We start from the raw sequence: 14,930 nt of genomic DNA on the forward strand, positions 1-14,930 counted from the left end.
GCCATGAACGAAGATACCAGCATTGTCCGGTTTCGCCAGCCCAACGAGATTGACGATCCGCTGACGGCCCTTCTCCGATCGGGAGCCCGCCAGTTGCTGGAGCAGGCCATCGAAGCCGAGGTGGCGGCCTTTCTGGCCGCCAGGAGGGACTTGAAGCTGGCTGACGGCCGGGACCGGCTGGTCCGGCATGGTCATGGGCCAGAGCGCATGATCCAGACCGGGGTCGGACCGGTCGAGGTTCAGCGGGTTAAGGTCCGCGACCGGGCTGCCGGCCCGGCAGGCGAGCGGATCCGGTTCAGCTCGGCGTTGCTGCCGCGCTGGGCGCGGCGGACCACCAGCCTCGACGCTCTGCTGCCGATCCTGTACCTGCGCGGGGTTTCGGCCGGTGATTTCCAGGAGGCGCTGAGCGTGCTGCTGGGTAAGGACGCGCCCAACCTGTCGCCGGCGGTCGTCGCGCGGCTGAAGGAAAGCTGGGCGGACGATTACGGGCGCTGGCAACGGCGGGACCTGTCGGCTCGACGCTACGTCTACGTCTGGGCCGACGGCGTCTACCTCCAGGCCCGCATGGAGCCCACTGCCGAGTGCATGCTGGTGATGATCGGCGCCACGCCGGAAGGTAAAAAGGAACTGCTCGGCTTCCAGGTCGGCGTCCGCGAGAGCGCCCAGAGCTGGCGTGAACTGCTGATCGACCTGAAAGCGCGTGGGCTGGGGATCGCTCCTGAACTGGCGGTCGCCGATGGCGCCCTGGGCTTCTGGAAGGCGCTCGACGAGGTCTTTCCCGGCACACGTCATCAGCGCTGCTGGTTTCACAAAACCGGCAACGTTCTCAACAAGGTGGCGAAATCGCTCCAGCCCGCGGTCAAGCAGGATCTGCGGGAGATCTGGATGGCGCCCGACCTCAAGGCAGCGGAGCGAGCCGTCAATACCTTCGAGCAGAAGTACGGCGCCAAGTACTCCGGTGCCGTCGAGTGCCTGACCAAGGACCGCGAGGCTCTGCTGGCCTTCTACAACTTCCCCGCCGAGCACTGGGACCACGTGCGGACAACTAATCCGATCGAGAGCGTCTTCGCCACGGTCCGTCACCGGACGATCCGCACCAAGGGCGCGCTTTCCCACGACACCGCCAAGCTCATGGTCTTCAAGCTGATCTCAGCAGCATCCAGAACCTGGCGCCGGCTTCAGAGCGAAAACCAGTTGCCCAAGCTCATCCAAGGCGTCAAATTCCGCGACGGCATTGAGGTCAGCGTGCCGACATCACAGAGCGCCGCCTGAACACCTCGTCACCCAAATTCCGCTATAGCTCTACAGCAGGAGCGTCCTGTTGCAGTTCGCGAGAACCGGCAATGGAAACCTGCTGTCGCCTATTGCCGCTATGCCGATGACTTCGTCGTTATCGTCAAGGGCACCAAGGCGCATGCCGAGGTGATCCGCGAGGAATGCCGGGTCTTTCTGGAAGACCGCCTGAAGCTGACGTTGAATATGGACAAGACCCATATCACTCACGTTGACGATGGTATCGTCTTTCTGGGACACCGGATCATTCGCAAGCGGGGATCGAGCGGACGCATGTCCGTGGTCACCACGATACCCAAGGAGAAGGCCAAGACCTTCGTTCACCGCTTGGTCGAGGCACTCTCCGGCAATCATGATGTCGCCTCGGTGGACATGATCGACAGCCTGAACCGTCAACTGACGGGCTGGGCCGCGTTCTACAAGTTCGCCGACTTCACGGCGCGCACGTTCCGGCGCATCGACACCGTCGTGTTCTGGAAACTGGCGCACTGGCTCGCGAGCAAATATCGTTCAGGCATCAAACCCTTGATGCGGAAATGGTATCGCGCTCCGAACCCTGGCCAGACGAAAACCTGGTTGGTTTACGGCCGGAATGGACAGGGTGCTCCTGTCGGCAAGGGACTGCGCCGCCTGGTTACCAGCCCGAAGGCGCAGTTCCGGTGGCGCAACCCGGGGCGAAATCCCTACATTTTCAGGGACGAGCTTCGGAATACCGTCACCTCCCGATACCATGATGTCGCAATGGCCTTGGGCCAAGGTTGAATGGAGAGCCGTATGCGCTGAAAGGTGCACGTACGGTTCGGGGAGGGGAAGCGCTTCAGCGCTTCCTACTCCACTACTGTCGGCGAATTCAGGTCGCCGGCGCGAGAGCGGCGAAGCGCGTTACGCGTGTCTTGGCCCGCGGCAGGCCTTCCAGCCAGTGCACGATCCGCGACACGTTCATCGCGGCGGCGGTACAAACCTGCTGGAGCGCGGTTTTGGCCAGCCCGATGTAGCGGCTCCGGCGCATCCCGAAGGCGCGCACGCCCTGTGAAAGCGTACCTTCGACACCAGCGCGGATCCGATAGCGCTTCTTCCAGGCCGGGTCGGACATCCGCGCCCGCGCTGCGTTCAGCGCCTCGTACTCCGCGCGTGGATGGAAGTAGACGGAACGCCGCGGTTCTTTCGCCGGGGTACAGAGTTCCCGGGCGGCACACGCCCCGCAATCGGCGCGGCCGAACAAAAAAAACCAGAGCGGCAAAACTCACCTTGCGGCGGCATACTGGTCCTCGAGGCTACGCAGGTAGGCCTGGGGATCGCGCCTGAAGCGGCTGCCTCTGGTCCGCTGCAGGCGGCGAGCCCTGATGTCGGCCCGCAGGGCGAGCCAGCGGGTTCGATCGACCCCGGCCAGATCGGCGGCCTCGAGTGGCGCGAGACGGGAGACCACCCAGGCGACCAGACGGGCCGGACCGCTGACCACGGTGGCCGATGAGGCCGCGCGCCGACCGGTCGTGCGCCGCTGACAGTAGCGGTAGGAGCCGAACAGCCCTTCCAGCGCGTTGTTGGTGCCCGGCAGATCAGCGACGGTATGGCAGTGGAACAGGCCGGGGCGATAGCTGCGGGTTACCTTGAGGAAGTGACCGACCGCCTCGCACAGCCCGCCGGCCCGCGCGCGGTGCCGGGACATCGCGCCGCACAGGCCGTCCAGTCGCCGGGCCACTGCCGGCGCCGGCAGCGCCCCGGTGTTCTTGATGATGTGCGCCGCCCGGTGTACCCAGCCGAACGCCCGGGCGATGTCCGGCCACAGATGCTCGGTGTCGCCCAGGGCACCCGATGCGGCGGTCTGGCGGGAGGTCGAGGGCCTGCTCGGCGATCCCCGCCGTCTGGCCGCCGAGTACGAACGGCGGATCGTTGAGATCGGCAAGGGCGATCCCTGTCGTTCCGATGCCACCCTGCTCGACGGGCAGATCGCTAAACTGAACCGGGGGATCGGGCGGTTGATCGACAGCTACGCCGAAGGCCTCATCGACAAAGCCGAGTTCGAGCCGCGCCTGACCGGCCTGCGCCAGCGCCTGTCTGGTTTTGAGCACCAACGCCAAGCTCTGCTCGATCAGGAAGCGCTGCGGAGCACGTTGTCGCTCCTGGTCGGACGGCTTGAGGATTTTGCCGGCCAGGTGCACGGACAACTCGCCCAGGTCGATTGGCACCGGCAGCGGGAGTTGATCCGCCTTCTCGTCAAGCGCGTCGAGATCGGCCGGAATGCCATCAGCATCGTCTTCCGCGTCGCTCCATTATCCGCGCATCTCAGCCGGGATGGCCCTCAAATGCAGTTTTTGCCAGATTGTGGGAGGAGTGTTCAACTCCTTTTTGGCGTGCCGGTCGGCCTCGAAGATCGGACGCGCCGCCTCGCGCAGGTAGTGGAAGTGGCACAGCTGGTGCGGCACGCCGGGCAAAGCCCGGGCGACCGCGGTGCGGATCGAGAGCTGTCCGTCGCTGACCACCCCGGCCACCGGCACGCCGGCGAGCTCGGCGGCCCGGCGCAGCAGCGGCTCCAGGTCGGCGGATGTTGCCGACAGCAGGGCCCTGGCCAGCACGACGGTGCCGGACAGGCAGTCGCGGATCACCCACAGCACCTCGTGACCCATCTGCGGCTGCAGGCCGTCGATCGCCAGGATGACCCGGCCCTGGTCTTTGAACCGGGCCCGCAGCCGGTCGGGATCGCCGGCCGCGGTGGCGACCAGTTCGTCGTAGCGGTCGAGCAGGTTGGTGACGCTGCGCTGGGAGATCGCCACGCCGCGCCGGACCAGCTCGGCATGGATCTCCGGCACGCTGGCCCGAGCGCCGTAGCGCTGCCGGCCGACCAGGGCGATCACGTCGAGCCCGAACTCCTGCTGGGGCAGCGCCAGCGCGCCTTCGGCCTCCGGTCGGAACGCCCGGTGAAAGCGGGCGCAGTCCGGGTTGACGCAGCGCCGGACCCTGAGCTGCAGGCCGAGCAGCCCGTCCAGGGTCACCACGGCGCGTCGGCTGATGTATTGGCAGTGCAGCCGACCCCCGCAGTCCGGGCATTGTCGTGTCACCGTCTCCAGGATCCGCCACCGCGTCGGCAACGGCCGCATCGACTGCCGGCCCATTCTCCCGCCTCCCTGCTCGCAACCTCACTGCGTTCTTAACAGAAAGCTAGCTTTGCCGTTCTGGAAAAAAAACCGGGGGGCGAACCGGCGGGGGGCGCGCGCGCGGGCGTTGATGCGTGGGCTTCCGTCTGTGTCACGAGCGACCCGACAGGATACCTGTAAAGGGCGGATGAAGCTTGGCCCTTCCGCAAACTCGGTGCAACAGGTCAGCTGAACGGACGGATTTGATCGCGCCAGCATCACGCTGCCTCGAGAACGTGGTGGCGCAGCAGGTCAAATCCAGCACGCCCGCACATGGTGCGCTTGATTGTCTTCAGGTGGCAGATCTGCCCTTCCACCGGTCCGGTACTCCAGGACAGCGACAAGGCGGCCCGAACCGCGGCCAGGTCACGCCTCAGTCCGCCGACAAATCCGGCAAAGGCCGTCTTCTCAGCTGCGACAAGCCAGTCATCCAGTCGCTCCTCCTGCTGCTTGCGGATCATTGCGCGGAACTCCCGGGCCAGATCGATGAGGTGGGCGAGTTCAGCGGAACCGGCGATCAGGGCATCGACGAACCTCCGCTCCGTTTCATCGATCTCGTCAGGATCGGCGACAACCAACCAGGCTGCCCGCCGGCCGTTTGGGGTTTTCCATGCCGGCATCGATCCAGCAGACTGAGGTGTGACGGCTCGCAGCCGGCGGAGCCAGTCCCGCACGGTGCTCGCTCCGCCGGTAAAGCCACGCTCGCGGAGCTCTCGCCAGAGCCGAACCCCATTGTGGCAGCCTTCGTCCCAGCGCCGGCGCAGATGGTCGCCATGAACATCGACCGTGCTGTCTCCGGACGGCTGCTGCCAGCTCGGCAGCCGTCCGGCTTTCAACCAGTCGTGTACCGTGCCTCGGTCCAGACCGAGAGTGCGGTCGATCCGGCTCCTGGACCAGCCTTTCGCATCCAGGGCGACCACCTCGTCGAAACGAGCCTGCCGTGCTGCCTGCTTGTCCAGGCTGTGCTGCTGACGCGTTGCCAGGGGTTTGGGTAAGACGATGGAAATCGGCGGATTTGCTGGTTCCACGGGTACTGGATCCGGTAACGCCAGAGCTGTGGCAGCCTTTGCGGCAGCGCGGATATCCCGATGGTGACGGTTGAGAGCGTTGCCCACGGCGTCGCCCAGATTGCGCAGCAGGTGGAACTGGTCGGCATGTAAAGGGCGGATGAAGCTTGGTCCATCCGCATTCCCGGTGCAGGGCGAGTGCGCCGGAGGGTGAGGATAACCATATGAGGAGAAACGCTTTTCCCCCGAGAGTGCCGTCTTCTCCGTGTCCAATTCGCTGCTGTCCCTGCTGCCCGCCGGTCTCGCGGTCGAGCGGGTCGTCGTCCACCCTGGTCGTGTCGTCGTCGCCGTTCGCGCTCGCGCCGCCACAGCATCCTGTCCCTTGTGCCGGCGCCGCTCGCGTCGCGTCCACAGCCGCTACATCCGGCATCTTGGGGATCTCCCCTGGCAGGGGAGGATCGGTCAGCTCGATCTCCAGGTCCGCCGCTTTCGCTGCTCCGCCCCCAGGTGCCCGCGCCGGATCTTCGCCGAGCGCCTGCCGGAGGTGGCCCTGCCGAAGGTTCGGCGGACCGTCCGCCTCGCCGAGGCGCAACGCCGCATCGCCCTGCATGCCGGAGGCGAGTCGGGTGCCCGCCTAGCGGACCGGCTCGCCATGCCGGTCAGCGGCGACACCCTGCTGCGCCTGATCCGGGCGGCTCCCCTCCCGGTGGCACCAACCCCGCGCGTCGTCGGCATCGATGACTGGGCCTGGCGGCGTGGCCGGCGCTACGGCACCCTCATCGTCGATCTGGAGCGCAGCCGCCCCATTGACCTGCTGCCCGATCGCGACGGAGAAACAGTCGCCGCTTGGCTGAAGGCACACCCCGGCGTGGAGATCGTCGCCCGAGACCGGGCCGGTGCCTATGCCGACGGCGCCCAGACCGGCGCCCCGGACGCGATTCAGGTGGCTGACGGTTGGCATCTTCTGCGCAATCTCGGCGACGCCCTGGCCGGCGTTCTCGACCGGCATCACCGGGCCATCCGCACTGCGACCAAGGCAGCCACGGCGGTGACGACGGTTCCGGTTCCCAACGCTCCGCCGGAGTCCCGGCCTCTGACCCGCAGCCAGCAGCGCACGCTGGACAAGCGGGCGGCGCGGCAGGCCCGTTTCGAGGAAGTCGCAGCACTGAACGCCCGCGGCTGGTCGCAGAGTGCTATCTCCCGCAGCACCGGCCTGGACCGCGCCACGATTCGGACATGGCTGCGGGCGGGCCGGCCTCCGTCGTGGAGCAAACCGGCTTATGGGAGCACAATCGACCGCCATGCCGAGTACCTGCGGCAGCGCTGGGCCGAGGGCTGCACCAACACCGCCCGGCTGTGGCGGGAAATCCGTGACCGGGGCTATTCGGGCCGGCCCAAGACCGTGCAGGAATGGGTTCGGCGCCGGTTGCGGGGCACCGGTGCGGGGTCTGCCGACGCGGCGTCGTCCGCGACCGCCTGGAAAGCACCCTCCGGCCGGCGCGCGGCGTGGCTGGTGGTGGCCGATGCCGACGAGATCGACGACACCGCAGGGAAGCTCGTCGAGGCGCTGCTTGCCGGATCGCCGGACCTGACCGCGGTGATCGCGCTGGCGCGGGAGTTCCGTACGATGGTGCGGGAGAGGCGGGCCGACGGATTCGATCCGTGGCTCGCGGCAGCGCAGGGAACGGCGCTGGCCGGGTTTGCCGGCGGCCTGAAACGGGACTTGGCGGCGGTTCGTGCCGGGCTGTCGCTGTCATGGAGCAGCGGCCCGGTGGAAGGTCAGGTCAGTCGGCTCAAGACGATCAAGCGTACCATGTGCGGGCGGGCTGGCTTCGACCTGTTGCGCTATCGGGTTCTGGAGGCCGCATGACATCGGAGAAAACACAAGGTGGAAATGCACTTACCGCTTGTACATCGGGAATGCGGATGGACCAGTATTCACCCGGCACTTACACGGCAACCTGGATGGCCTGCGGAGCGCCGGTGCGAACGCCGTCGGCAAAGGCACCGGCCCGGTCACGGGCGACGATCTCGACGCCGGGATAATCCTTCAGGCAGGCGGCGACGGTCTCAGCCGTGCGGTCGGGCAGCAGGTCGATCGGCCGGTTGGCACGCTCGAGATCAATGATAATAGCGCCGTAACGCCTGCCACGGCGCCAGGCCCAGTCATCGATGCCGATGACGCGCGCCGGCGGCGCCGGTTCGACCGGAATGGCCCGGATCAGACGCAACAGGGTGTCGCCGGTAACCGGCATGGCGAGCCGGCTCACCAGGCGGGAGCCCAGTTCACCGCCCGCACCCAGGGCCAGGGAACGCTGGACGTCGGCGAGCCGGACGGTGCGCCGTTTGCGATCCGGCACCGCCGCGGACAGGCGCTCGGCGAAGATCCGGCGCGGGCAGTCCGATTGGAGGCAGCAGAAGCGGCGGATCTGGAGGGACAGTGAGACGATGCGACCCATCAGGGGAAGGTCGGCGACACGGCGAATGTAGCGGCCGTGAACCCGTCCCGACGGCATGGCGCACATCGAACAGCAGGCGGTCAGGTCAGCCGATCGAGCATGCACGGTGACGAGCCCGGAATTGACCTCGACACGGTCAACGACGATCCCGTCCGGCAACAGGGACAACAGGGGTTCGGTGATCAAGAGCGATACAGGTTGAGAGGGAGCTGATGCCCTTTATGTGAGCATCCCAGCAGCTCTCCGCATCAAGCTCCGCCGAGTTTGCGGAAGGGCCAAGCTTCATCCGCCCTTTACACCGACGCCTTCTTCGGCTTCGATCACCTGTACCGGGGCGGCGCCATGGTCGAGGCCGGCTGCCTCGGCCACGCCCGCCGCAAGTTGGTCGATCTGGTGCGCGCCAAGGGTTCACCGATCGCCTCCGAAGGCGTCCGGCAGATCGCCGCGCTGTACCGCATCGAGCGGCGGATCTACGGGCTGCCGCGCGCGGAACGCCTGGCGGTGCGCCAGAGCGAGGCGGTACCGCTGCTCGACGCCCTGCGAGCCTGGCTGACCGAGCGGCTCAGCCAGGTGGCGCCGCGCAGCGAGCTGGCCAAGGCGCTCGGCTACATGAATGCCCAGTGGGATGCCCTGGTCCGCTACGCTGCCGACAGCACGGTAAACCAGCGATGAAGGCACCTACGTGAGCGCCGTCACGCGGGTAAATTCCTGGTGATGGGCAGCGGGAGGATTCGCCGATGGGAGGGGACCTCGGCGCGGCCGGATCAGGCGGCAGCAGCGGCGTGAGGAGCGATGTTCATGCGCCCCGGATCGGCTGGGTTGCCAGTGTCGGGCGGTCGCCAGTTGAACGGCAGCAGGGTGTCGAGCGCCTGGATTTTGGTGCGGCCGATCCGGCCTATGGCGTCGGTCAGGTAGGCTTCCGGGTTGATCCCGTTCAACCGGCAGGTTTCCACCAGGCTGTAGATCACGGCGGCGACCTTGCCGGCGGCATCCGAGCCGATCACGTTCCAGTTTTTCCTGCCGACCGCTATGCCGCGCAGCGCGCGCTCGGCCGTCAGATTATCTATTTCCAGCGTGCCGTCGGCAGCGTAGCGGACCAGGGCATCCCATTGGGCGTTCATGTAGCCGAGCGCCTTGGCCAGCTCGCTGCGCGGCGCCACCTGGGCGAGCCGCTCGGTCAGCCAGGCTCGCAGGGCGTCGAGCAGCGGCACCGCCTCGCTCCGGCGCACCGCCAGGCGTTCCACGGGCGGCAGCCCGTAGATCCGCCGCTCGATGCGGTACAGCGCGGCGATCTGCCGGACGCCTTCAGCAGCAACCGGCGAACCTTTGGCGCGCACCAGATCGACCAGCTTGCGCCGGGCGTGGCCGAGGCAGCCGGCCTCGACCATGGTGCCGCCCCGGTACAGGTGATCGAAGCCGGAGAAGGCATCGGCCTGCAGCGTGCCGGTGAAGCCCTCTGTGCCAACGTCGGATGAGACAGTTGCCTGCTGAACTGATCAGTAGAGGGCGCTGTTGAGGACCTGATGAGCATGACTTCCCTACCCCAAACCGGAACCCCGCTTTCACCACCGGACCCGGAGGTGAGTGACCGGCCCCAGCGCCGGACGTTCAGCGTGGCCGACAAGCTGCGCATCCTGGACGAGATCGACCGCGCCCGTCCCGGTGATGTCGGCGCCATCCTGCGTCGTGAAGGTCTGTACTCGTCCAATGTCGGACGGTGGCGCCGACAGCGCGACGCCGGCACGCTGCACGGACCGGCGCCGGCCAGATCGGGGCCGAAGAGCGCGCCGGCCAATCCTCACAAGAACGACGTGGTGCGCCTGGAGCGGGAGAACGCTCGCCTGCGCGACCAGCTCACCCGCGCCGAGGCGATCATCGAGCTCCAAAAAAAAGTCGCTCAGCTGCTGGAGACCTCACTCGGCTCGACCGATCCGGGCGAGCGCAGGTGATGACCGCCATCGAGCAGGCGGTCCCGGCCGTGGACGTCGCCACCGCCTGCCGGGCGCTCGGCGTCCCCCGCGCCAGCTTCTACCGCCATCGCGACAGGCTGCGCCAGGTCGGGCCGCCCCTCCCGCCGGTGCGCCGGCCCTCTCCTCCGCGCGCGCTGAGCAGGACCGAGTGCCGTCAGGTTCTCGACCTGCTGCACAGCGAGCGCTTCGTCGATGCCGCCCCGGCCCAGGTCTACGCCACGCTGCTCGACGAGGGGCGATACCTGTGCTCGGTGCGCACCATGTACCGCCTGCTGGCCGCCAATGACGAGGTTCGGGAGCGCCGGCAGCAGCGCCGGCATCCGGTCTATACCAAGCCCGAACTGCTGGCCACCGGCCCCAACCAGGTGTGGAGCTGGGACATCACCAAGCTGAAGGGGCCGGTCAAGGGCACGTGGCTGTGCCTGTACGTCATTCTCGACATCTTCAGCCGCGCCGTGGTGGGGTGGACGGTAGCCTACCGGGAAAGCGCCGCGCTTGCCGAGCGGCTGATCCGGCAGACCGTGCGCAAACAGGGTGTCGCCCGTGACCGGCTGACGCTGCATGCCGACCGCGGCGGCGCCATGAAGGCCAGGGCGGTGGTCGAGTTGCTGGCCGACCTCGGCGTGACGCGCAGCCACAGCCGGCCGCAGCAGTCCAACGACAATCCGTTCTCCGAGGCGCAGTTCAAGACGCTGAAGTACCATCGCGACTTCCCCGAGCGCTTCGGCTCGATCCAGGACGCCCGGGTGTTCTGCCGCACCTTCTTCGCCTGGTACAACACCGTGCACCGGCACTCCGGGCTGGCGCTGATGACGCCGCACCAGGTCCACTATGGCGACACCGGCGCGATCCGGTCGGCACGGCAGGCAGTGCTCGATGACGTCCACCGCCGGCATCCCGAACGCTTCGTGAGCAAGCGGCCCGAAGCTCCCGCACCGCCCGCGGCGGTCTGGATCAACCCGCCGGCCGCGCCGGAGGAAGGCGGCGGCGCACATCCCTCATCCCGATGTTCGGCTGAACAGCGGCCATCCCGCCGTCCCGGCCTGCCGACCTCACCGCCGGCGCACGAGGGAACGGGCAAGGTCCTTCTCGAGGGACCCGCCCACGGGGCGGGACGGAAGGGCCTTGCGCGGCCCGAGAGCGCCGGCATCCTGGAAGCGGACGAACGGCCGTGGGAAAACCACCCCGCCGGCAGTCAGCCCCAACCCTGAGCTACGACAAAACGAGCAGCTGTCTCATACGCGTTGACATGTACCGAAGCCCGCCAAGTGCTGGGCCGGATGCTTGCCGGCCCGTCCGGCAGAGAAGCGGAACACCGCGATCGAGGGCTCGGCTCCGCCGCGCGGCCGGGTGTCGTCGGCATAGACCCAGAACCGGCCGTCATGGGTGCCGGAGCGACCGGGGTTGAGTACGGTCACGGGTGTATCGTCGGCATGGATCTTGGTCCGCCGGAGCAGCAGCTCGAGCAGGCGGTCGGCAACCGGCGCCAGATCGCGCGCGGCCGCCTCGACCCAGCCGTACAGCGTGGTAGTGGCAAGCAGAACGCCGAGTCGGGCGTAGTGCGCCGCCTGCCGGTGCAGAGGCATGTGGTTCAGGTACTTGGCGATGACGACCTGGGCGATGGTACCGGCAGTGGGCAGGCCGCGCTCGATCGGCCGGTCGTCGGGCGCCGGCGCCTGGGCCAGTTCACCGCAGGCCCGGCACGCGAACTTGGGCCGGACGGTGACGTGAACCTCGGCATGGGCCGGGACGAGATGAAGCTGCTTGCTCTCATCCTGGCCGATCCGGGTCATCTCACGCCTGCAGCACGGGCACTGCGTGCTGACGGGCAGGATCTCGCGGGTCACCCGCGGCAGATTGTCGGGCAAAGGACGCCGGCCTCCGCCACCACGCCGGCGCTGTCCGGTCGTGTCCTCGCCCGAGAGTTCTGCATCATCGGGATCGGCCGGGGCAGGTGTCGCCGTGTCGAGCAGGCTGAGCTGGTCCGGGTCCATCTTCTCCGAGGAACGGCCGAAGGTCATGTGGCGCAGAACCGCCAGGAACGTCTCCAGTCGTTCGTTCTCGCGCGTCAGCACCGCGACCCGGCGCTCCAGCGCGGCGATCCGCTGGAGCGGATCATCGTTCGGGTTGTCAGGATTGCTGTCGTGCCGGGCATCATCCATGTGATGAAAGTATCCGCGCCGATCCTCGTGGTAAACCGCAGCAGAAGCAGTAACATAGAAGTAAGGCAGACCTCTGTTCAGACGATAAGCAGCGGCTTCGGGATGGGCTTTGTCTTGGCGGATCGCCAATCCAGACCGTCTACGAGCAGCGACATCTGGGCACGGCTGATCGTCACGATGCCATCCGCCGGGCTCGGCCAGATGAACTTTCCCGCGGTCAGGCGCTTCTGCATCAGCAGAAAGCCTGTCGTGTCGTACATCAGAACCTTGATCGTGTGCGCCGAACGGCCCCGAAAGACGAAAAGATGGCCGCTGAAGGGATCCTGACGCAGCACCGTCTGGATCTGCGCGGCAAGGCCGTCGATGCCGCGGCGCAGGTCGGTCCGGCCCGCCGCCAGGTAAACACGCACGCCATCCGGCAGACCGATCACGAACGCCTCTCGACCACGTCGAGCAGCCGGTCCAGGGTCACGGTGTCGAAACCGCGGCCGATCCGAACGACATATCCTCCCGGCAGAACCAACTCGATCCTTTCGTTCCGCGGCTCCGGGACACTCACCGCCGGATCGGCAACTTGGACCGCCAGAAACGTCGCCCCGGCTTCCGGTCCGGCCGAGCAGGCCTGAGCGTCAGCGGCCCGGGCTTTGAGCCGGGAGTTCCAGTAGCCCAGCGTGCCCGCCTTCAGTCCATGACGCTCGCTGTACAGCCGCAGCGACAGGTCACTGCCCTTCCAACCTGCCACGTGATCCCGCCAGAATTGCTCCCGATCTCCCAAGTGCCCGCCGTCGGCCATTGCAGCCTCCATGGAGTTCCTGTCGCCAGGAAAACTCGGCCTCAACTGCCCGCCGGAAAAGGTGCCGTCGTCGCTGGTTTACACAGCACGCTGGAAATAGATAATCTGATGGCTGAGCGCGCGCTGCGCGGCATAGCGGTCGGCAGGAAAAACTGGAACGTGATCGGCTCGGATGCCACCGGCAAGGTCGCCGCCGTGATCTACAGCCTGGTGGAAACCTGCCGGTTGAACGGGATCAACCCGGAAGCCTACCTGACCGACGTCATAGGCCGGATCGGACGGACCAAGATCCAGGCGCTCGACACCCTGCTGCCGTTCAACTGGCGACCGCCCGACGCCGGCAACCCCGCCGATCCGGGCCGCATGACCATCGCCCCTCACGCCGCTGCCGCCGCCTGATCCGGCCGCGCCGAGGTCTCCACCTATTGGCGGATCCTCCCCCTGCCATCACCAGGAATCTACACGCGTGACGGCGCTCGCGTAGGTGCCTTCATCGCTGGTTTACGAAGAAACGATATTGACGCCACCGGCACCGGGCACAGCAGCCCTATTCGCTGCGGCGCCTCTGGAGCTGGACTGCGATAGCGGATGAGCGCAGCGCTCCGCAGTAGGATCGGCCACAAACTCGAGTCGACCGCACGCAGTCAGGCATCGAACTTTCGCATACGGCTGATGATGGAGGTGGTAGAAAAGCCAGCTAGGGTGGGAACAATCACCACATCGCCACCGCACGCGACGACGACGTCGTGACCGACTACTGCCTCAGCCTGGTAGTCTCCGCCCTTGACAAGGGTGTCAGGCACGCAAGCCTCAATCAGCTCCAGCGGGTCGTCCTTCTCGAAAATTGCCACTAAATCAACCATCTCCATAGCGGCAAGCACTTCTGCGCGCACCATCTCTGACTGAATCGGCCTGTCTGACCCCTTCAGTCGCCGGACCGATGCGTCCGAGTTCAGCCCCACGATCAGTCGGTCGCAGGTTTCACGCGCCGCACGTAATGTGCGAAGATGGCCTAGATGCAAGAGGTCAAAGCAGCCGTTCGTGAAGCCGATCCGCAGCCCCTCCCTCCGCCATACGTCGACCTGACGGCGCAGCTCCGCGAGATCGGCAGTGATGGCCTCGGGCCGGTCGGTAGCGTGCCGAGCGATCAGACGCAGCGCCTCCTCGGCGCGGACCACCGCCGTGCCGACTTTTCCCACTGCAATCCCAGCCACAGCGTTGGCGTAGTGCGCGGCCACGATCATATCCTGGCCGACCGCGAGGGCGCAGACCAACCCGGCGACGAACGAGTCCCCCGCGCCAGAAACGTCAAAAACATCAAGTGCGAAAGAGGGGATGGTTTCTGCCACTCCATCGCGGTCGACCAGCGTCACCCCATCCTTTCCTCGGGTCACGGCGACGTGGCCTAGATCATACTCGCGCGCCAGCCGTGCGGCCTCGCGCACCAAGTCAATCTCATCGGTCAAGTCGCGCCCAACCGCTCTGGCCAGTTCCTGCTCGTTGGGCGTAATCACTGCAGCTCCGGCGTAGCGGGAGAAGTCGCGCCCCTTGGGATCAGCGACCACCGGCACACCGCGCGCGTATGCTGCAGCGATCAACTTGCGGCACAACTTCTGTGATAGTGCTCCTTTGGCATAGTCCGACAAAACTAGCAGCGCCGCGCCCTCCAGTCGCGCCTCCACGGCTGCAGCCAGGGCATCGTGGGTTTCGTCCGGTAGAACGTTCAGATCCTCGTAATCTATGCGTAGGAGCTGCTGGCCATTTGCCGAATAGCGCGATTTGACAATGGTCCCACGTGGATCGCGCATCGCAGTTAACGTAATGCCTGGGTTGTGCTCGATCAGCAGGCGGAACTCGCGGCCCGCGTCGTCGTCACCCAGGGGCGCCACAATATCGACCCGTGCCCCAAGTGATCTGATGTTGGCGGCCGTGTTAGCGGCGCCGCCAAGCATCGTCTGCTTGCTTGACAGCTTGAGCACCGGGACCGGCGCTTCGGGCGATATGCGTGAGACCTCGCCATAGTAGAAATGGTCAATCATCACATCGCCCAGACAAATGACCCTAACGTTCGGGAAATTTCCCGAAAAATGCGCGACGCTCATTCCTTTCACTTTC

At 66.6% G+C, this 14,930-nt stretch carries 12 protein-coding genes and 4 pseudogenes; 6 read left to right on the forward strand and 10 right to left on the reverse strand.

The window, feature by feature from the left end; genetic code table 11:
* Positions 1 to 3: 3 nt before the first annotated feature.
* Both JL100_RS16250 and JL100_RS16255 read left to right on the forward strand, forming a co-directional pair.
* Complete coding sequence (locus JL100_RS16250; RefSeq protein WP_202685843.1) at positions 4 to 1,272, forward strand: IS256 family transposase; 1,269 nt, start codon at positions 4 to 6, stop codon at positions 1,270 to 1,272.
* Positions 1,273 to 1,392: 120 nt separating this feature from the next.
* Positions 1,393 to 2,055, forward strand: a complete 663-nt coding sequence (locus tag JL100_RS16255; protein WP_407697019.1) for a group II intron maturase-specific domain-containing protein — start codon at positions 1,393 to 1,395, stop codon at positions 2,053 to 2,055.
* Between the two features lie 88 nt (positions 2,056 to 2,143).
* On the opposite strand, the gene JL100_RS16260 is transcribed toward JL100_RS16255, so the two are convergent.
* The 4 genes and pseudogenes from JL100_RS16260 to JL100_RS16275 form a co-directional block, all read right to left on the reverse strand.
* Positions 2,144 to 2,533: a transposase gene (locus JL100_RS16260; RefSeq protein ID WP_202685772.1), complete on the reverse strand. Its 390-nt coding sequence runs from the start codon at positions 2,531 to 2,533 to the stop codon at positions 2,144 to 2,146.
* Positions 2,534 to 2,536: 3 nt separating this feature from the next.
* Positions 2,537 to 3,196, reverse strand: a complete 660-nt coding sequence (locus JL100_RS16265; RefSeq protein ID WP_202685771.1) for a hypothetical protein — start codon at positions 3,194 to 3,196, stop codon at positions 2,537 to 2,539.
* Positions 3,197 to 3,629: 433 nt separating this feature from the next.
* A pseudogene (locus tag JL100_RS16270) lies at positions 3,630 to 4,316 on the reverse strand (ISNCY family transposase); the annotation flags it as partial.
* A gap of 326 nt (positions 4,317 to 4,642) precedes the next feature.
* On the reverse strand, positions 4,643 to 5,704 hold the full coding sequence (locus JL100_RS16275; RefSeq protein WP_202685769.1) for a transposase: 1,062 nt from the start codon (positions 5,702 to 5,704) through the stop codon (positions 4,643 to 4,645).
* Between JL100_RS16275 and JL100_RS16280 the strand changes: the two genes are divergently transcribed.
* On the forward strand, positions 5,697 to 7,301 hold the full coding sequence (locus JL100_RS16280; protein ID WP_228420746.1) for an ISL3 family transposase: 1,605 nt from the start codon (positions 5,697 to 5,699) through the stop codon (positions 7,299 to 7,301). The genes JL100_RS16275 and JL100_RS16280 overlap by 8 nt on opposite strands.
* A gap of 85 nt (positions 7,302 to 7,386) precedes the next feature.
* Here JL100_RS16280 and JL100_RS16285 read toward each other — a convergent pair.
* A pseudogene (locus JL100_RS16285) lies at positions 7,387 to 8,076 on the reverse strand (ISL3 family transposase); the annotation flags it as partial.
* Positions 8,077 to 8,154: 78 nt separating this feature from the next.
* Here JL100_RS16285 and JL100_RS16290 point away from each other — a divergent pair.
* Positions 8,155 to 8,562 (forward strand): IS66 family transposase, encoded by a 408-nt coding sequence (locus tag JL100_RS16290; RefSeq protein WP_202685808.1) that lies wholly within the window; start codon positions 8,155 to 8,157, stop codon positions 8,560 to 8,562.
* A 92-nt stretch (positions 8,563 to 8,654) separates the two neighbouring features.
* Here JL100_RS16290 and tnpC (JL100_RS16295) read toward each other — a convergent pair whose 3' ends face one another.
* Positions 8,655 to 9,329: an IS66 family transposase gene (gene tnpC / locus JL100_RS16295; protein WP_228421364.1), complete on the reverse strand. Its 675-nt coding sequence runs from the start codon at positions 9,327 to 9,329 to the stop codon at positions 8,655 to 8,657.
* A gap of 84 nt (positions 9,330 to 9,413) precedes the next feature.
* Between tnpC (JL100_RS16295) and JL100_RS16300 the strand changes: the two are divergent.
* Positions 9,414 to 10,837 (forward strand): annotated as a pseudogene (locus JL100_RS16300) (IS3 family transposase); the annotation flags it as partial.
* 258 nt (positions 10,838 to 11,095) lie between these two features.
* Here the strand turns inward: JL100_RS16300 and tnpC (JL100_RS16305) are convergent.
* The 3 genes from tnpC (JL100_RS16305) to tnpA all read right to left on the reverse strand — a co-directional run bounded on the left by tnpC (JL100_RS16305) (position 11,096) and on the right by tnpA (position 12,815).
* Positions 11,096 to 12,022, reverse strand: coding sequence for an IS66 family transposase (tnpC, locus tag JL100_RS16305; RefSeq protein ID WP_228420747.1), 927 nt, complete (start codon positions 12,020 to 12,022; stop codon positions 11,096 to 11,098).
* Between the two features lie 77 nt (positions 12,023 to 12,099).
* Positions 12,100 to 12,453 (reverse strand): IS66 family insertion sequence element accessory protein TnpB, encoded by a 354-nt coding sequence (gene tnpB / locus JL100_RS16310; protein WP_202685524.1) that lies wholly within the window; start codon positions 12,451 to 12,453, stop codon positions 12,100 to 12,102.
* On the reverse strand, positions 12,450 to 12,815 hold the full coding sequence (tnpA, locus tag JL100_RS16315) for an IS66 family insertion sequence element accessory protein TnpA (RefSeq protein ID WP_202685525.1): 366 nt from the start codon (positions 12,813 to 12,815) through the stop codon (positions 12,450 to 12,452). Before tnpA ends, tnpB begins: the two co-directional genes overlap by 4 nt.
* 90 nt (positions 12,816 to 12,905) lie before the next feature.
* On the opposite strand from tnpA, the pseudogene JL100_RS16320 reads away from it, so the two are divergent.
* Positions 12,906 to 13,214 (forward strand): annotated as a pseudogene (locus JL100_RS16320) (transposase domain-containing protein); the annotation flags it as partial.
* Positions 13,215 to 13,459: 245 nt separating this feature from the next.
* On the opposite strand, the gene rfaE2 reads toward JL100_RS16320, so the two are convergent.
* A complete protein-coding gene (gene rfaE2, locus JL100_RS16325; RefSeq protein WP_202685527.1) occupies positions 13,460 to 14,917 on the reverse strand; it encodes a D-glycero-beta-D-manno-heptose 1-phosphate adenylyltransferase in 1,458 nt (485 codons plus the stop codon).
* Between the last annotated feature and the right edge of the window lie 13 nt (positions 14,918 to 14,930).

It is taken from the genome of Skermanella mucosa, from assembly GCF_016765655.2.
Lineage (GTDB): Bacteria > Pseudomonadota > Alphaproteobacteria > Azospirillales > Azospirillaceae > Skermanella > Skermanella mucosa.

Excerpts from the sequence above, each read along its gene's own strand:
- rfaE2 (WP_202685527.1), bottom strand. The coding sequence starts at position 14,917 with ATGAGCGTCGCGCATTTTTCGGGAAATTTCCCGAACGTTAGGGTCATT.
- tnpA (WP_202685525.1), bottom strand. The coding sequence starts at position 12,815 with ATGGCCGACGGCGGGCACTTGGGAGATCGGGAGCAATTCTGGCGGGAT.
- JL100_RS16250 (WP_202685843.1), top strand. The coding sequence starts at position 4 with ATGAACGAAGATACCAGCATTGTCCGGTTTCGCCAGCCCAACGAGATT.
- tnpC (WP_228420747.1), bottom strand. The coding sequence starts at position 12,022 with ATGGATGATGCCCGGCACGACAGCAATCCTGACAACCCGAACGATGAT.